This window comes from Pseudomonas helleri (assembly GCF_001043025.1).
Lineage (GTDB): Bacteria > Pseudomonadota > Gammaproteobacteria > Pseudomonadales > Pseudomonadaceae > Aquipseudomonas > Aquipseudomonas helleri.
Window position 1 is genome coordinate 1 of sequence record NZ_JYLD01000015.1, and the last position, 17829, is coordinate 17829.

The window sequence follows — 17829 nt, forward strand, 5'->3', positions numbered from 1 at the left end:
CGCGACACGGCCATGGATGGCCGATCGCGGCGGGCCTACGGAGCAAGGCCTGTGGTGAGGGCATGCCGAGCCAAAGCGAGGCACCGAGGGGTAGGGGCAAAAGCGTTTTGGTTACTTTGCCGCTTTTGCAAAGTGACGCGGCGTAAGGCCGGAACCCTAAGTGGCCGTTGCCGCAGCAACGGATATGTACTCAAGTCAAGAGCCCCCTCACCCTAGCCCTCTCCCGAAGGAGAGGGAACCGATTGGGGGATGCTGAAGATACTCGGCGGCCTGTTTGCTGAGCGACAGCGCGGCGTCGAAGACGGGGCGGCCCCTCCTACAGGATGAACTGCCCCCAAAAAGTTGGACACCCATTCAATTTTGGGGGGCAGATCAGGAGCGGGGTTGGCTTTTAGGGCTGTTTCTCCAGCACCCATTCCTGTTTGCCTGGGTAGAGCTGGGGCATTTCGTCAGGCTTGGCGGAGTCCAGCGCCTGGAAGATTTCAAGCCGGTTGCCGTTTCGCACAAAGATATGCGCGGCGCCGATTTCGTCCTGTTGCAGCCACAGGCTGTCGTATTCGCCACTCATCGACGCGCAGTCGCCCGCCATGCACAGGGCGTAGGCGTTGTTGTTGGGGAGGCCTTTGACTTGACCGTCCGGCATAAAGGTCACGGTATTGCCCTGCCCCAGGCCGCTGATCACACGCCATTGACCGCCCAGATAGGCCGCCTTGAGCGCGTACTCGAAATTCGTGCCCAAAGGGGCATCACTGCTCAGCTTTAGGGGCGTACGCACAAAGGACTGCTGAGGGTCGGCGTCTGAAGCGGCCTGGACCAGCTCTGCACCCTGTACATCAAGCTCAATGGCCGAACTGCCATACACCGCCACTTGCCAGGCGCCCTTGTGGCCAGGCGTCAATTTGCCTTCGACCCACTCAAAGCCGTTGGTGTAGTTGGCTTTGGCGTTTTTGGCGTCGATGTCCCATTCAAGGTTCGGCCCGTTAGCCAGCAAGGCTTCACGCAGGTTGCCGCCCTTGGCAGCTTCATCGATTGCGCCCTGGTTAATCCAGACGCCACTGATATCGCGGGGTGCAGGTTCGCTGGCACAGCCGCCCAGTAATACGGCGAGCAGTGACAAGGCTAGCGCTTTGCGCATAGTGGAATCCTTTTAAAGCGGGGGGAGAAGCGAGGGGGTTGGCGCAGCATGAATGTGCTGCGCCGAGGGTATTACTCGAGTACCAGAATGGCGTCCATCTCGACTTGCGAACCCTTTGGCAGAGCGGCAACGCCGATGGCTGCGCGTGCCGGGTACGGCTGTTCGAAGTACTTGCCCATGATCTCGTTGACCTTGGCGAAGTGGCTCAGGTCGGTCAGGAAGATGTTCAGCTTGACGATGTCTTTGAACGAGCCACCCGCTGCTTCAGCTACCGACTTCAGGTTTTCGAACACCTGAACGGTCTGGGCTTCAAAGCCTTCAACCAGTTCCATGGTTTTTGGGTCCAGCGGGATTTGACCGGACATGTAGACGGTATTGCCAGCTTGGATCGCCTGAGAGTAAGTACCGATCGCTGCAGGTGCCTTATCGCTGGTGATTACAGTCTTGGACATGGGTGACTCCTTGTAATTAGGTGGCTACGCACGCATACGAGTGATGCGGATGACCCCGGTAAGGGCGCGCAGTTTTTTGATCACGCGCGCCAGGTGCACACGGTCGTGCACGCTGACTACCAGTTGGACCACGCTGATTCGACCATCGCGTTCGTCCATGCTGATTTTTTCGATGTTGCCGTCGGCGGCATTGACGCTGCTGGCCAGCAAGGCGATCAGGCCGCGCTGGTGTTCCAGCTCGACGCGCAATTCGACGTTGAATTCGCCGGTAACGTCCTTGGCCCATGATAGCTGGACGCATTTTTCAGGGTTATGACGGATTTCACTGATATTGCGGCAGTTGTCCAGGTGCACGACCATGCCTTTGCCCGCCGACAGGTGGCCGACAATCGGGTCGCCCGGGATCGGCGTACAGCATTTGGCGTAGCTGAGCACCAGGCCTTCTGTGCCGCGAATGGCCAGCGGACCTTCGGGGCTCGGCAGTTGCTCGCCCTCGCCCAGCAGGCGTCGGGCCACGACATACGCCATGCGGTTGCCCAGGCCGATGTCTTCAAGCAGGTCTTCGATGTGTTCCAGGCGATATTCCTGGAGCATGGCCTGAACGCGTTCGGCGGGGATCTTGTCCAGCGCGCTGTTAAAGCCGTTAAGCACTTTGTTCAGCAAACGCTCGCCGAGGCTGATGGACTCGGAACGGCGTTGCAATTTAAGCGCGTGGCGAATGTGCGTGCGCGCCTTGCCGGTGACCACAAAGTTGAGCCAGGCCGGGTTCGGGCGTGCGCCCGGTGCACTGACGATCTCGACCGTGGAGCCGCTTTGCAGTGGCTCGGACAGCGGCGCAAGACGACGGTTGATCCGGCAGGCAATGCAGCTGTTGCCGACGTCGGTGTGTACCGCGTAGGCAAAGTCGACCGCCGTGGAGCCTTTGGGCAGCTCCATGATCCGGCCTTTGGGCGTAAAGACGTAGACCTCGTCCGGGAACAGGTCGATTTTTACGCTTTCGATAAATTCGAGGGAGTTACCGGCGCGCTGCTGCATCTCGAGCACGCCCTTGACCCATTGCCGCGCCCGGGCGTGAGTCCCGGTGTGCTGCTCGTCGCCACTGGATTTGTACAGCCAGTGCGCGGCGATGCCGTTGTTGGCCATTTCTTCCATTTCACGGGTACGGATCTGAATTTCGATCGGTACGCCATGCATGCCAAACAGCGTGGTATGCAGCGATTGATAGCCGTTGGCTTTAGGGATTGCGATGTAGTCCTTGAAGCGGCCCGGCAGCGGTTTGTACAAATTATGTACAGCGCCCAGCACGCGGTAGCAGGTGTCCACTTTGTCGACGATGATGCGGAACGCGTACACGTCCATGATCTCGTTGAACGCCCGACGCTTGCCACGCATCTTTTTATAGATGCCGTAGATGTGCTTTTGCCGCCCGCTCACTTCGCCCTGAATGCCGTCGACGGCCAGACAGTGGCTGAGGGACTCTTCAATCTTGTTGACGATCTCTTTGCGATTACCCCGGGCGCGCTTGACCGCCTGATAAATGCGCGCCGAGCGCATCGGGTACATCGCCTTGAAACCGAGGTCTTCGAATTCGATACGAATGTTGTGCATGCCCAGCCGGTTGGCGATGGGCGCGTAGATTTCCAGGGTTTCCTTGGCAATCCGCCGGCGTTTTTCGCCGGACAACACTTCGAGGGTACGCATGTTGTGCAAGCGGTCCGCCAGCTTGACCAGAATCACGCGAATGTCGCGGGCCATGGCCATGGCCATTTTCTGGAAGTTTTCAGCTTGGGCTTCGGCTTTGGTTTCGAAGTTCATCTGAGTCAGCTTGCTGACGCCATCGACCAGTTCGGCCACGGTTTCACCGAACTGCGCAACCAGCGCTTCTTTGGCAATACCGGTGTCTTCGATCACGTCATGCAGCATGGCCGCCATCAGGCTTTGATGGTCCATATGCATGTCGGCAAGGATGTTTGCCACTGCCAGCGGGTGCGTGACATAAGGCTCGCCGCTACGTCGGCGTTGGCCGTCGTGGGCTTGTTCTGCGTAGAAATACGCTCGTCGGACCAGATTGACCTGGTCCGCACTGAGGTAGGTCGACAAGCTGTCGGCGAGGGCGTCTATGCTCGGCATGAGGGAGCCTCCTGCCAAAACTGTGAACCCTTCGCCGTACTACGTCGACCGGGCATAGGCTTAGTTCGCCTCGTTGGACTCGTCCTCGAACGCTGCAAACAGCGGTTCGTCTTCGACGATTTCAGCGTTGGCGATAAACTCGTAGCTCATCAGGCCTTCTGCGATTTCGCGCAGGGCAACAACGGTAGGCTTGTCGTTTTCCCACTGAACCAGAGGCTCTTTACCACCGGTGGCCAGTTGACGGGCACGCTTGGTAGACAGCATGACCAGCTCAAAGCGGTTATCCACGTGTTCTAGGCAGTCTTCAACGGTTACGCGGGCCATGGTCTTCCTCGTAGCAAATACAATGTGCGCGCTGCCCGGATGGGCGAGCGGACTCGACAGTTTAAAAAATCACCAGCCATTAGGGAAGCGCTGATTTTTCACTCACCCTGCCCAATGTCTCTGTAAGTGCCAATGTAAAGCCCTTGCAGGGGTTTTGGGAAGCGCTGATTAACCGAGCAATTCGGCCAGCAATTTACCGTAGCGCTGCTGTTGGCGCTTTTGCTGGAGACGACTGGCATGAAAAATGGCCTTCAAGTCATCCAGTGCCACGGCAAAGTCGTCGTTGATGATCAGGTAGTCGTAGTCGACGTAGTGGCTCATTTCACTCACGGCTTCGCGCATACGGCCGTCAATAATCTCGGCACTGTCCTGCCCGCGATTGTCCAGGCGATCACGCAGGGCTTGCTGGCTCGGCGGCAGGATAAAGATCGAACGTGCCTGAGGCATCAGTTTGCGAACCTGCTCGGCACCTTGCCAGTCGATTTCCAGAATCAGGTCGTGACCCTCATCCAGCGTCTGCTGCAAGTAGCTTTGCGAGGTGCCATACAGGTTGCCAAACACTTCAGCACGCTCAAGAAAATCACCGTGCTCGATCATTTTCACGAACTCTTCGCGCTCGACGAAGTGATAGTGCACACCGTTCTCTTCGCCGGGGCGCATGGCCCGGGTGGTGTGTGACACCGAGACGCGGATCTGCGGCTCAATGTCGATCAGGGCCTTGACCAGGCTGCTTTTCCCGGCCCCTGAAGGCGCAGAAATAATGTAGAGAGTGCCAGTGCTGTGGGTCATGTCGGGGGAAGCCTTACTCAATATTCTGTACTTGTTCGCGCATCTGCTCGATCAACACTTTGAGGTTGACCGCAGCCTGGGTGCTGCGCGGATCGAATGCCTTGGAACCGAGGGTGTTGGCCTCCCGGTTGAGTTCTTGCATCAGGAAGTCGAGCCGACGGCCGGCAGCACCGCCCGACTTGAGCACGCGCCGCACTTCCAGAATGTGGGTGCTCAGACGGTCCAGCTCTTCTGCGACGTCACTCTTTTGCGCGAGCAAGACCATTTCTTGCTCAAGGCGCTGGGGGTCCAGCTCGGCTTTCATGTCGGCAAAGCGATCAAGCACCTTCTGCCGCTGGGTGGCGAGCATTTGCGGGACCAGCTCACGCAGGGTCTCTACGTCGCTTTCAATGGCGCTCAAACGGTCACTGATCAAGCGCGCCAGCTCGGCGCCTTCGCGCTCACGGCCGTTTTTGAGTTCTTGCAGACCTTGCTTGAACAGCGCCAGCGCCTGATTGTTGAGGGCCTGCGGATCGGCGGCATCGGCCACCAGCACGCCGGGCCAGGCCAGCACTTCGAGAGGATTGAGGGCCGCGGGCTGCTTGATCAGGCTGGCAATGGTCTCGGCAGCGGCCACCAGTTGCGCGGCGCGCTCGCGGTTAACCTGCAGCGGTTTGCCGGTGCTTTCTTCGGTGAAGCGCAAGGTGCACTCCAGCTTGCCCCGGGAAATACCTTGGCGCAGCGCTTCACGCACCGCCCCTTCAAGTTCGCGGAAAGACTCTGGCAAGCGCAGGTGCGGCTCCAGGTAGCGGCTGTTGACCGAACGCAGCTCCCAGCTCAGGGTTCCCTGAGTGCCGGCGCTTTCGACGCGGGCAAAGGCGGTCATGCTGTGCACCATGGAGGTACCTCGCGATCTGATGAGTGAAGCCGGGCGGCTATTAAGGGGGCGGATTGTAGCGCAGTGCAGCGGATGGCCCCAAATGGCGTCTGTCGTAAAGGCGCTACAACACTGGATTGCGTTTTAAATGTGCCCGGATCGGTCACGGCCTTTATAATGCTCGGCAGTTTTCCGTCCCGTACAGGTATCCCACATGAAACGTCCAAGTGGTCGCGCTGCCGATCAGCTCCGCCCGATCCGCATCACCCGCAACTACACCAAACACGCAGAGGGTTCTGTACTGGTCGAGTTCGGTGACACCAAAGTCATCTGCACCGTAAGCGTCGAGAACGGCGTACCGCGCTTCCTTAAAGGTCAGGGCCAAGGCTGGTTGACCGCTGAATACGGCATGTTGCCGCGCGCCACCGGCGAGCGTAACCAGCGTGAAGCCAGCCGTGGCAAGCAAGGCGGTCGCACCCTCGAAATCCAGCGCCTGATCGGCCGTTCGCTGCGCGCCGCGCTGGACATGTCCAAACTGGGCGACATCACCCTGTACGTCGATTGCGACGTGATCCAGGCCGACGGCGGCACCCGCACCGCGTCGATCACCGGCGCCATGGTGGCTCTGGTTGACGCCCTCAAAGTGATCAAAAAGCGTGGCGGCCTCAAAGGCGGCGACCCGATCAAGCAAATGATCGCCGCTGTATCGGTGGGCATGTATCAGGGCGAGCCGGTGCTGGATCTGGACTACCCTGAAGACTCGGCAGCCGAAACCGACTTGAACGTCGTGATGACCAGCACCGGTGGTTTTATTGAGGTTCAGGGCACAGCCGAAGGCGCGCCGTTCCAGCCTGCCGAACTGAACGCCATGCTGGCATTGGCTCAACAAGGCATGACCGAGATCTTCGCACTGCAACAAGCGGCGCTGGCTGACTGATCGCCAAGCCCTTGATGACCGACAGGAGAACGCCATGACAGAGCTCGACCTTTCAAACCCCAAACCGAGCCGCGAAGCTCGCCAATGGGCAATGTTTTGTCACTTTGCGGCGTTTCTGGGGATGTGGTTTCCGTTTGGCAACCTGATTGGGCCGCTGATCATTTGGCAGCTCAAGCGCGAAAGCGATCCCTTTATTGACGAGCAGGGCAAAGAATCGCTGAACTTTCAGATCACCGTGGCGATTGCTTCGGCCATTTGCTACGTGCTGATGTTCGTACTGATTGGCTTCGTCTTGCTCGGCCTGCTGTTCATCGGCGCCGTGGTGCTGGTGGTGATTGCCGGGGTCAAAGCCAATGACGGGGTGGCCTACCGCTACCCTTTCACCTGGCGGCCGATCAAGTAAGCCACAGACTTGCCTCGCGACCTTTTTAGATCAAAAGATCGCGAGGCAAGCTCGCTCCTACGGGTTATCAGGCGCTTGTTACGCCGTAGCGGGCGGCGGGTTCGCTGCGTGAGAGGTTAGGCAACAGCGCATGGCGCGCCGCCTCAAAGGCCGCCCAATCTGCGCTGTCCGGCAAAGACGGTACCGTCACAGCCTCACCTTGGGCCAAGCCCGCCAACGCCGCATCGACCAGCTTCTCGGTGGTCATGACCATCGTCTTCGGCAAAGCATCTACCGACATACCAGCCGCTGCAAAAAACTCGGTCGCCGTCGCACCCGGCAGCACGACGTGCACGTTTACCCCTTTATCACTGAGTTCGTGGCGCAGCGATTCGCTGAAGGCCAGCACGTAGGCTTTGGTTGCGCCATATACGCCATTGAGCAATGTCGGCGCCACGGCGACGACTGAAGCAATGTTGATGATCGTGCCACGGCCCTGTTCGACGAAGTTACCGGCAGCGGCTTTTGCCAGACGCGTCAGCGCCAGCACGTTGAGCAAAATCATCGCGTCCATTGCTTCAGCAGAAGACTCCAGCAATGTGCCCCCCGCCCCCACGCCCGCGTTATTGACCAACAGGCTGATGCGCTTGTCGTCTTGCAAAAGGGCGGCGACACGCGCCAAATCGTCAGGCTGGTTGAGGTCAGCGACCACCACCTGAACATCGCGCCGGGTTTGCGCGGTCAACCGGGCCGCCAGACCTTCCAGCCGCTGCTGGTTGCGGGCCACCAGAATCAGGTCGTAGCCCTGCTGCGCCAAACGATCGGCATACACCGCACCAATCCCCGAGGAAGCGCCCGTAACCAGGGCATAGCCTTTGTGTTCACTCATCACGCTTGCTCCAAAATGGCCGGGTAAGGAGTCGGCCTTGTTGGGGTTCAGGTTATGAGCGTATGGTGATGTCAGCAATGTCATATATCCCACCTTTCAGGACATGCTTATGGTCACCATCGGTATTCTTCTGTCGCCCGGCTTTCAGATGCTTTGCCTGTCCACCAGCACCATCTTTGAGTTTGCCAACCTGCTCAGCGGGCAATCGTTCTATCGCGTGGATTTGATCTCTGAGCAGGGCGGCCTGGTGCCCAGCTCCATGGGTTTTAGCGTCGAGACGCAGGCATTCAAGCAACGCAGTTATGACACGGTGCTGGTGCTGGGCGACAACCAATTGATAGAACCCACACCGGCGCTGATCCCTTTTTTGCAGGACACCCTGATTACATCGCGTCGCCTGGCTTCCGCCTGTACCGGCTCATTTCTGCTGGCAGCCGCAGGTTTGCTGGATGGCCGCAAAGCCACCACGCACTGGTTTCACGCCCACACCTTTCGCGAGGCGTTTCCCAAGGTAAAGCTGGAAGAGGACCGCATTTTCACGGTCGACGGCAAGCTATGGACCAGCGCGGGCATGACCGCCTGCATTGATCTGGCCCTGGCCTTGGTGGAGCAGGATTTGGGCGCAGAAGTAGCGCGCGACGTGGCCAGAAAGCTGGTGGTTTACCATCGCCGCGCTGGCGGGCAGTCGCAGTTTTCCGCGTTATTGGAACTCGAGCCAAAGTCCGACCGCGTGCAAACCGCGCTGACCTACGCCAAGGAGCACCTGCGCGAAGAGCTGTCGGTCGAGCAATTGGCCGAGGTCGCCCACTTGAGCCCTCGCCAGTTCAGTCGCCTGTTTCGCAGTGAAACGGGCCAGTCCCCGGCCAAGGCCATCGAGAACCTGCGCCTTGAGGCGGCCCGTTTGATGCTTGAGTCCGGCGCCCACAGTATCGACAGCGTGGCGCGTGAGAGCGGTTTTGGCGACCCGGAGCGCATGCGTCGAGCCTTTATCCGCGCCTTTGGCCAGCCACCTCAAATGCTCCGTCGGGCGCTGCACTTGCAGGCTTAGCCGCCAAAAAAAATGCCCGTATCGTGGGATACGGGCATTTTTATGACAGCGAAAGAACACTTAGATAGTGAGTGTCCAGTCGTAGTCCACGATCAACGGCGCGTGTTGCGAGAAGCGTGGTTGACGCGGCAAGCGAGCGCTGCGAACAAAGCGGCGCAAACCCGGGGTCAACAACTGGTAGTCGAAACGCCAGCCCAGATTCAGCATCTCGGCCTGTTCGTTGTCCGGCCACCAGCTGTACTGATCGCCTTCACGACTGACTTCACGCAGGGCATCGACATAGCCCATGTTGCCGACAATCTCATCCATCCAGGCCCGTTCAGGCGCCAGGAAACCAGGAGACTGCTGGCTGTCACGCCAGTTTTTAATGTCGAGCTTCTGCTGCGCCACGTACAACGAGCCGCAGTAAATGTACTCACGACGCTTGCGACGCTGCTTATCCAGATAGCGTGCAAAATCGTCCATTAGCTTGAACTTCTGGTTCAAGTCTTCATCGCCATTCTGCCCCGAAGGAAGCAGCAAGGTCGCGATGCTGACCTTATCGAAATCGGCTTGCAGGTAGCGCCCGTAGCGATCGGCCGTCTCGAAGCCAAGCCCAGTGATGACTGCTTTCGGCTGCAACCGCGAGTACAAAGCCACACCGCCTTGGGCAGGGACTTCAGCTTCGCACGCGTACAGAAAGTAGCCATCCAGCTGGTAGGCTGGATCGTCCAGTTCAAAGGCGGAGGCGCGGGTGTCCTGCAGGCAGATAACGTCGGCATTCTGAGCCTGCAGCCAACTGAGCAAACCGCGCTCGACTGCCGCCTGAATGCCATTGACGTTCACACTGATGATCCGCATAAATGGCCCCAAAAATCACGTGCGTGTATGATACACGCCGTCTTACTAATTAGCTAAATCCGTGGTATCTGGGGCCATTTTCATGCAAGCGTATCAGCGCGACTTTATCCGTTTTGCCATTGATCGCGGCGTTTTGCGCTTCGGTGAGTTCACCCTGAAGTCCGGGCGTACCAGCCCCTACTTCTTCAATGCCGGCCTGTTCAACACCGGCTCCGCGCTGGCTCAACTGGGGCGCTTCTATGCCGCCGCCATCGTTGACAGCGGCATTGCTTTCGACGTGCTGTTTGGCCCGGCTTACAAAGGCATCCCTTTGGCCGCGACCACCGCCGTCGCCTTGGCCGAGCACCATGATCGCGACATGCCATGGTGCTTTAACCGCAAAGAAGCCAAGGCCCACGGCGAAGGCGGCAGCCTGGTCGGTTCGCCGCTTGAAGGCAACATCCTGATCATCGACGACGTGATCACGGCCGGCACCGCCATCCGTGAAGTCATGCAAATCATTGACGCCCAAGGCGCCAAAGCGGCGGGCGTACTGATTGCCCTCAACCGCCAGGAGCGCGGCAATGGCGAACTGTCGGCCATTCAGGAAGTCGAGCGCGACTTCGGCATCCCGGTCGTCAGCATCGTGTCGTTGACCCAGGTGCTGCAATTCCTGGCCGAAGACGAAACCTTGAAGCAATACCTGCCAGCCGTTGAAGCCTACCGGGCGCAGTACGGGATCTAAACAGCCCCGCTGTTCCCCACGGGGGAGGCATGACACCTGTCGCGCCTCCCCCGTTTTGTTTGTGCAGATCAACCAGCTTGCGCAGCCAATTCAGCTTCGCGCCGGGCGATGGCGAGTTCCAGCTCCGGGGAGCGCTTGGCCCATTGCTCGGGGGGGAGGGGTTTGGACCATTCGATGATGTCGGGGTGGTCAAAGGTTGGTGGCGGGGAGAGCTTCCAGGTTTGCAGCATGAAGACGATGGGGCCGCCGAAAATGAAGATGCCGATAAATAACCACGCGGCCTTAAAAAACTCACCCTCGCGCAAATGGAGCCAAATACCTTTTGCGTATTCACAGCAAGTGCCCCAGATAATTCCTCGCCCTTTCAAACTGCCACGACTGCCTTCAAAGTCATTCGTTTGCGGTAATGCATGAGGACCAATCTCCATAAAACTCCGCATGCACTCCCACATTGACATTGCCGCTTCATTACCCCCGCAATTAAAACCCCAGTAAAAGTGCTTGTTATCTTCTTCAGCATGAGGGTCTGGATTATCAAAGCCTATAAACAGCATTCCTGAGGTATTTCGACCTGCTTGACTGACTGAAGAACTCTGCGCCGAAGCGGCGGTTACCGTTTCCCAGGGCACAATCCAATACTCGCTATCCTTACGTGGTACGCAGACTTCACGGCGTTGGCGATTAAAGCGAATGGGTAAGGGGGTTGGGCGGTAAAGCATATAAATCAGCATAAGTATTGGAACACCTGTCATATACGCCCCCAACATAAAGTCGTATATATCGCCCGTAAAATAAGCCACAGACAGACACATAACAATCATCGGCCATAAAACCATAACGCCAGATCCAATATTGAAATTTCCAACATCTATAAAAATATCATTTTTACGCCAAACAGCATTCATAACATCCATTGGTTTCTCTCCCGTTGGTATAGGTAAGGGAGCGAAGTAATCCTGTTGCGAAAAAAACCCTTTTTTTCTCGTACCAGCGGCTGGAGCATTCATCGTTTCACTCCAGGCTGCAAGAAAACTGAATATTGCTGGTCGCCCAGTCGATAGCGCTCCGCCTTGTCCAACTCAGGGGTTGGGTCGTCACGCAAGGCAACAACTCCATTCGCAGCACTCAATGTGAATGCGACCCCTCGATCTCCGCCCACAAAATTGAGAGCACCGAGTATTGAGGTCAAGGGTGTTTGGTATCGCAAGCGCAGAGACACTGTGGTAGGGAGCGAGCCAAACAGGTTAGGTACCGTGTTGAAGAGGCTGCTCAAACGTAAACCCTGCCCTTGAGTATGCGGTATCCACTCACAGTGACTGCCCTGAATCCAACTATTGCCTATATCTTGCAACGGCTCCTCATGAGAATACTTACCCTCACCATTTTTTATCCGCTCACGCATCGCTAAGATATCTAATGGATTTCCAATCATTGAGATATCCAGATAAACATTACTCGGCTCGGCCCCAGGCAGATCAATGGTTAGCGTTTTAATCGATCTGCTTACAACACCTGACTGCAAAGAACTCATTACACTGCCTTGCTCTACGGATTCAAAGCTGACACGAGGAATATAAAGAATATTGTATAAGCGGTTTAGCTCATCTCGCTGATCTTTAGATGATATTGGGCTCAAGTCACCAGCTCTAAACTTAGACCAGCAGCAATTATATATAAAGTTTTGCATCGGAGTTTGCTGAAAATACCAAGCAATTAGGTACAACACGCCAAGCACTGCAACCAACAAGTTAAGTGGCCCCATCAATATCAAATACCCTCCAACTGCGGCACTTACTGTGAGCCCTCCAGAAACAGCTTTAAAGGTATAAATCAAACCTAATAGCGCCTGAGTTCCAAAGGCTAGAGCTTGCCCACCAACTACGTATAGACGCATTTCCAGCCAAGGATCTATAGCACCGTGGGAGCTTTCTAATTGTTTCTGTAGAGACTTGAACTCATTAATTGCTGCAAATGCAGAAAGCCCACCAATAAGTCCACCAAAAAGAGTCAATACAGGAACGTTAGACCAAGTATTATTGGCAAGCTTGATTGCAAAAGCTTTTTCCTTAACCCCTCCCCTCACCTGATTATCAATCACCGCAATCAAGGCAGCCCCGGCATATAAATTCGCAGACCACGTATCGTTTACTCGCTGCTGATCCATCCCCTCCAGTACTCCGGCCTGCCCCAGATAATTACTGGCATTCCAGCTATTGAGCAGCAACGCCGTCAGAGCGATCAGGCCTCCGCTGTTTTTAACGGCGGGCGAGTCGACAATTTTTGCAATGTGGCCACGGCCGATGGCTTTACCGGTGGTATTAACCCATTGGGCAAGATCTTCTGCCGCCTTGCCAAACTGCACCAACATTTGGTGCTTACCTTGGGTTATTAACCGCAAACCAATTTGATGCCCCGCTCGGGTGGCACTCATTATCGCCAGCCAAGGCCCTTGTAATGGCTCGCCCGCTTTGCTGCCAAGCAGCAGCAACGACGCGCCCAAGCGCTTTAAAAGGGTGTTCCACAAGCTATTGACGTTACCCGACCTAACACCAAGGTCAGACAGAATATTGATACCTTGTGGCCCCAACGCCTTGCTCAACGCCGCCATCGCATTGGCCTGATTTTCAACTTCTAGCGCAGCCATCAACTCCGTTGCGCGGCTGTTGGTATTGACCGCGCCTTCGAGTGTGGGGCTCCACCCATAAAACAACTGCCTTAACGCCCCGTCATCCGCACTGCGTACATAGTCCGCATATTGCTCAGCGCCAACTGTGCGCAAGCACTGCGCGCTCAGGCAGGCCAATGCCAGTTCATCCAGCCATTGGCGGTGGTCGCTAGCTTGATAATCCACAAACCACGTACCGCTATGGTGACGCGGCAGGTAAGTGCCACGATCGGCATAAAGGGCTTTGTGTCGCTCTTTCAGGTGATCAAAGTGTTTCGGGGCCGTTTCGTCGAGCCATTGGTTCATGGCGGGCAGGTCGATGTATTGTTCGACTTTGTCGCTGGCGTGAGTGTTGTGCGTGTTACTGAGTTTATTAACCTGGTACTCAAGCACCATTTCCATAATTTCGTCATGAAACTTCAGCGGTATAAACCCGCGGATCGGCGCAACCGCAGCCTGTTCGCGAAGATGTATCTCGTGTAGTCGAATATCGGCTTGCTGCTTGGTGAATGGAGATCCATCAGGCACATTGGCGGCATAACGCTCTCTGGCCAGTTGTTCTAACCGAGTACGAGTGTCCAGCAACATCTGCGCCTGCTTACGCGTCAGTTCAATATCCTGTTCCCGATAGCGGTAAACCAACATACCGATCACTTCGTCGGGATCCTCTGTAATCAAACTTCGCACAAACCCGCCAATACTCAGCCGCAGGTTGTTATCGGCCTGCCACTGTTCATGCCGCGACTCGATCAGTTCTTGCTCATGATTGATGTCACGTAAAACACCCAGGTCATCGTCAAGGCAGGCCAATACCGTGAACAACCCGCGTGACTGCGCATGAGCCTGTTCCATCAGGTCTTGCGTGCGGGTGGCAGCCCATTGTTCAGCGCTCCATTCACCCGGTGGCGTGACGTCGTCCGACACAGCCGGGTAGCTCGCCGACACTTTTTCCCGCTCATGCAGCCAATGCATGGCATCGGTGTAGGCCTTGATGTTGTCGGGTGTCGGGTCTGCCATGACCTTCTTGCCCAGTTCGTCCGCACTCTCGCGCAAGGCCGGTTGATGACGTCGGTAATCAATCGCCATCGCCAAGTCATAGGTGCTCGGAATCAACTCGGCCATGACGCTTTTCGATTCACTCAACGGTGCACAATGCGGCGCTTGCAGCGTATTGGCCACTTGTCGCAGGTCGAGTAGACGCATGCGTTTGGCGCGCCGTTGAGGGTCGTGTAGTTCGGCGCAGGCGGCCGGGTTGAGGGGGATTTCGCTGTAGAGCAGCCAGGCGTCTTGTTGCTTGGCCAGCGCCAAGCCACTCAAGGTGCCGGACTGGACGACGGTGTCATCCTCATCCAGACCCTGGCTGAGCAGCAGGTTGTTTTCAGCCACTGCATATCGCTGCAATGGGCCGCGGCCTTGCCACACATAGACAAACCCTGCGCGCAACAGGCGCGCAGCCATCGGGTGGCTTTGGGTCTGTGTGCCGGGCTGGCACGCCGGATGGCTGGCGGGTTCTTCGCTGAGGGCGTAACGCACCGGAACGACAAATAAATGCGGCTGGCTAGCCGGGCACTGTTGAACGGTGCTGTTGATGTCAACGTGTTCGCAGGCACTGGCGGCGCGCCGGGCCTCAGACAGGTTGACCATTGAGGCCAGACGTTTATTAAGGTTCATAGCGCACGCTCTGCAGGCTTCATTTGCGTCATCAATGCGTCCAGTAACTGCTCCAGACGCTGTTCGGGGGCGACTGCTCGCTGGCTCAACACCTGGCGATAGACCGCATGCTCCGGGCCTTCGGGAAACTCATCACCGAAGGCGGCATACAGGCTTGCCCAGGCCATGACTTCGTCATCGGCGCTGTAGCCCTGGCGCGCTGCATTGCGCTGACAACCCAGCGCCCATGCCTGTTGCCCCGGCTCGTCCAACCCCTGCAAACACGGCGCAAAGTAGCGCTGGCCATGCTCAACAAGGCGCTGTGTAAAGTGCTCGCGCCGGGCTTGGCACAGATGCTCCAGCGTCTGTGCACTTAACGTCAGCCACGGCGTCGTCGCGTAGCGGGCGCAGGGTTGATGCGGGTTGTTCTGCTGGATAACCACACCCTCCGGCAGCCTGATGACGCGAACCGGGCCCATCAGTTGATCCCGCTCAGCCTCTGCCAGATCTGCCAGCCACAGGCGGGTAATGCACGGGTCGTAGAAACGGAAAAAAGCCGTGACATTGCCCGCAAGCCGGACATGGATCAGGCTACGCAGGTGCTCTAAAACAAGGGTTTCGTCTGCGTCAGACTCCAGCCAGATACCCGCTCGACCCTGCCAATGCTCAATAAAGGTGTTGGCCAGCGCACTGCCCGGTTCGACGCTAACCAGCACCGGGCCAAAAGAAGCCATCTCGGCATAGCGGGTAGTCAGGTACAGCGAATGCGCAACCGTGATGTTCGCCAACTCAAACAGGCGCGCAAAAATGTTCGGGATCAGATGGCTGTCGAGCAGCAGGTATGCGCGGGTCATGCCTGCCCCTCCTGCAAGGCTTCGCAGGCCAGGCACACGGGCGCCCGTTTCGCACTGGCACTGGCGAAGGCGCGTTTTTGCGACTCAAGCGCCAGCGCCGTCATGGCCTCGACCCCCTCCGTACTGGCCGGCACTGCCGGCATGCCCGGTATCGGCACCCCGCCCGGCAAGATCGGTGAACTGCTGTAAATCCCCACCGGCGTGAGTTGCAGGTGTTGACCACCCGCCATCAGGGTCAGCAGCGGGCCGCCATCGACCACCAGCGTGGCCCCGGCCTTGAAATGCGCGTGCACCCCGGCTTCAACAGCCATAACCATGACCACCCGTGTGTGGCTGGTCATGGCGACGGCCTGGAAGTCATTCCCTTGCACTTGCACTTTGCGATCGCCGCTGACGGTTTGCTGGTCTTCGCCCTTGAGCACTACCACGCTGGCGCCGCTGATGGTTTCTTCGCGCTGGCCATCGATCTGCAAGCGGCTGTCGTTTTCAATGTGTTGCTGCATGTCGCGCTGGGCATGCAGGTAGATTTTTTCGTGGCCCTGGCGGTCTTCAAGGCGCAATTCGTTGTAGCCGCCACCGCCCGGTGTGCTGCGACTGCGCAAGGTGCTTTGGGTTTTATCGGCAGGCAGTTTGAGCGGCGTCGGGGTCATGCTCGACACCAGGCAGCCTGAAATCACCGGCTGATCGACATCGCCCTCCAGGTAGCTGACCAGCACTTCCATGCCGACCCGAGGGATTGTCACCGCGCCATAGCTGTCGCCCGCCCAACTGGAGGCCACGCGCAGCCAGCAACTGCTGGTGTCGTCGCTCGCCCCACTGCGGTCCCAATGGAAGCTGACCTTGACCCTGCCGAACGCGTCGCAGTGGATCTCTTGCCCCGCCGGGCCGGTAACGCGGGCGGTCTGGCTGCCATGGATGCGCGGCTTGGCAAACACCACGGGCGAGCGGTACGTCACGCCCTCAGGGATCGCCACAAAGTGGTTGCGATAGCCTTGGCTAAAGCCCGGCGAATGCAAGAGCGTTGAGCGCCCACCTTGCTCTTCAAGCACCTGCGGCTGCTTGCCTTCATGGTGAACGTGGGTCAGTAGCCACGGCACATTCCAGTCGCTAACAGGGTGCTCGCTGAGGGTTAAAAAGTGACCACTGCTCAAGGTCGGCTGATCACTGTGACCGCTGGCCTGGCGATAATCGCTCTGATGCTGCTCCAGCGCTCGCTGGCTTTGTCGCTCGCCTTGAGCATCGCTAGTAAAGCGACCGGGGTAGGTGTAATGCTCAAGCGGGCGGTGTTTGAGGTCGCTATGGCTGTTGGCCTCCAGCGTGCGGCTGGCAGCTTTAAAGTCGTAATCACGCCGCGCGGTGCTGTTGGTTCGGGTTTGCAAACGCAGATCGAACCCCTGGATCGCCGCCGAGTCGGCCGCCATCCCGCCGCTGGGTATGTAAGACGTTGCCGGTTGCAACGTAGTAAAGGCCGCCTGTCCATCACCGAACTGTAAGTAGTGGGCATCAGACGAATGCTTGAAGTGGTAATGCATGCCCTCTTCAAAACACAGCCTCTGAATGAAATGCAGGTCGGACTCGGCGTATTGCACACAGTACTCGCGAGGTTCGTAGGTCGATTGCAGCGTGAAACCGTACGCATTGCCGAGAATGCCGTGCTCTTCGAGCAAGGTTTCGATGATCTGCTGCACGGTCTGGTTCTGGAAAATGCGCTGATTGGTGCGGTGTTTCAGGTAGGCCAAACGTGGCACCAGCGTCAGGCGATAGTGCGTGAAGCGCTTGCCAGGGCTGCATCGGACGATCTGATAAATCTGCCCGTGGATACCGCGCCCAAGGTCATCAAAGGCCAAAAAAGCCGGGGTGTGCAGCAGCGCTTCAAGGTCCAGATCGGCGCGATCACACACCAGCTCAACGTCAAAGGCAAAGGGCGTGTTGAGCGCTTCGTCACCGCTGAAGGCCAGCACCTCAACAGGATGAGGGCAACGGTTGATGTTCAGCCTGAACGAGTTGTCGCGAGCAAATGCGGGCATCCATGACTCCTCTGACGTGAGGTCAGCGCAAAGGAGTGAACGCTAAAGGATGGGCACAGCGCAGGATGTAGGAGGAGTCTCTACTTACGAGGGAATACGGCCTTCGTTGTCGGAGATCCGTAAATTT

The 17829-nt window shown here is 57.6% G+C and carries 16 protein-coding genes; 4 read left to right on the forward strand and 12 right to left on the reverse strand.

Features of this window, described 5'->3' with window-relative positions:
- Positions 1 to 391: 391 nt before the first annotated feature.
- From TU84_RS20655 to TU84_RS20680, 6 genes are all read right to left on the reverse strand, one after another.
- Positions 392 to 1135, reverse strand: coding sequence for a hypothetical protein (locus TU84_RS20655; protein ID WP_048372382.1), 744 nt, complete (start codon positions 1133 to 1135; stop codon positions 392 to 394).
- 71 nt (positions 1136 to 1206) lie between these two features.
- Positions 1207 to 1587 (reverse strand): RidA family protein, encoded by a 381-nt coding sequence (locus TU84_RS20660; protein WP_048372384.1) that lies wholly within the window; start codon positions 1585 to 1587, stop codon positions 1207 to 1209.
- A gap of 24 nt (positions 1588 to 1611) precedes the next feature.
- The gene (gene spoT / locus TU84_RS20665) at positions 1612 to 3717 is read right to left on the reverse strand and encodes a bifunctional GTP diphosphokinase/guanosine-3',5'-bis pyrophosphate 3'-pyrophosphohydrolase (RefSeq protein ID WP_048372386.1); all 2106 of its coding nucleotides are present in this window, start codon (positions 3715 to 3717) and stop codon (positions 1612 to 1614) included.
- 60 nt (positions 3718 to 3777) lie between these two features.
- Positions 3778 to 4041, reverse strand: a complete 264-nt coding sequence (gene rpoZ / locus TU84_RS20670; RefSeq protein WP_016782707.1) for a DNA-directed RNA polymerase subunit omega — start codon at positions 4039 to 4041, stop codon at positions 3778 to 3780.
- Between the two features lie 168 nt (positions 4042 to 4209).
- Positions 4210 to 4830, reverse strand: a complete 621-nt coding sequence (gene gmk / locus TU84_RS20675) for a guanylate kinase (RefSeq protein ID WP_048372389.1) — start codon at positions 4828 to 4830, stop codon at positions 4210 to 4212.
- A 13-nt stretch (positions 4831 to 4843) separates the two neighbouring features.
- A complete protein-coding gene (locus TU84_RS20680) occupies positions 4844 to 5707 on the reverse strand; it encodes a YicC/YloC family endoribonuclease (RefSeq protein WP_048372390.1) in 864 nt (287 codons plus the stop codon).
- Positions 5708 to 5900: 193 nt separating this feature from the next.
- Between TU84_RS20680 and rph the strand changes: the two genes are divergently transcribed.
- Positions 5901 to 6623 carry a ribonuclease PH gene (gene rph / locus TU84_RS20685; RefSeq protein WP_048372393.1) on the forward strand — a complete coding sequence of 241 codons (723 nt, stop codon included), beginning with the start codon at positions 5901 to 5903 and terminating at the stop codon, positions 6621 to 6623.
- A 34-nt stretch (positions 6624 to 6657) separates the two neighbouring features.
- Positions 6658 to 7026, forward strand: a complete 369-nt coding sequence (locus TU84_RS20690; protein ID WP_048372394.1) for a DUF4870 domain-containing protein — start codon at positions 6658 to 6660, stop codon at positions 7024 to 7026.
- 67 nt (positions 7027 to 7093) lie between these two features.
- Here TU84_RS20690 and TU84_RS20695 read toward each other — a convergent pair whose 3' ends face one another.
- Complete coding sequence (locus tag TU84_RS20695; RefSeq protein ID WP_048372396.1) at positions 7094 to 7894, reverse strand: SDR family NAD(P)-dependent oxidoreductase; 801 nt, start codon at positions 7892 to 7894, stop codon at positions 7094 to 7096.
- Between the two features lie 109 nt (positions 7895 to 8003).
- Here TU84_RS20695 and TU84_RS20700 point away from each other — a divergent pair, with 109 nt between their 5' ends.
- On the forward strand, positions 8004 to 8942 hold the full coding sequence (locus TU84_RS20700) for a GlxA family transcriptional regulator (RefSeq protein WP_048372397.1): 939 nt from the start codon (positions 8004 to 8006) through the stop codon (positions 8940 to 8942).
- 60 nt (positions 8943 to 9002) lie between these two features.
- Here the strand turns inward: TU84_RS20700 and TU84_RS20705 are convergent, their stop codons facing one another.
- Positions 9003 to 9782: an exodeoxyribonuclease III gene (locus TU84_RS20705; protein WP_048372400.1), complete on the reverse strand. Its 780-nt coding sequence runs from the start codon at positions 9780 to 9782 to the stop codon at positions 9003 to 9005.
- Positions 9783 to 9864: 82 nt separating this feature from the next.
- Between TU84_RS20705 and pyrE the strand changes: the two genes are divergently transcribed.
- Positions 9865 to 10506 (forward strand): orotate phosphoribosyltransferase, encoded by a 642-nt coding sequence (gene pyrE / locus TU84_RS20710; RefSeq protein ID WP_048372401.1) that lies wholly within the window; start codon positions 9865 to 9867, stop codon positions 10504 to 10506.
- 68 nt (positions 10507 to 10574) lie between these two features.
- Here the strand turns inward: pyrE and TU84_RS20715 are convergent, their stop codons facing one another.
- From TU84_RS20715 to TU84_RS20730, 4 genes are read right to left on the reverse strand one after another with little or no spacing between them, the layout of a single operon-like run.
- Entirely contained in the window at positions 10575 to 11513 is a 939-nt protein-coding gene (locus TU84_RS20715) for a DUF6708 domain-containing protein (RefSeq protein ID WP_048372403.1), read from the reverse strand.
- Positions 11510 to 14842, reverse strand: a complete 3333-nt coding sequence (locus tag TU84_RS20720; protein ID WP_048372405.1) for a toxin VasX — start codon at positions 14840 to 14842, stop codon at positions 11510 to 11512. The genes TU84_RS20715 and TU84_RS20720 overlap by 4 nt, the downstream gene beginning before the upstream one ends.
- Positions 14839 to 15675, reverse strand: a complete 837-nt coding sequence (locus tag TU84_RS20725) for a DUF4123 domain-containing protein (protein ID WP_048372406.1) — start codon at positions 15673 to 15675, stop codon at positions 14839 to 14841. The genes TU84_RS20720 and TU84_RS20725 overlap by 4 nt, the downstream gene beginning before the upstream one ends.
- Positions 15672 to 17702 carry a type VI secretion system Vgr family protein gene (locus TU84_RS20730; protein ID WP_048372407.1) on the reverse strand — a complete coding sequence of 677 codons (2031 nt, stop codon included), beginning with the start codon at positions 17700 to 17702 and terminating at the stop codon, positions 15672 to 15674. Before TU84_RS20730 ends, TU84_RS20725 begins: the two co-directional genes overlap by 4 nt.
- Positions 17703 to 17829 lie beyond the last annotated feature (127 nt).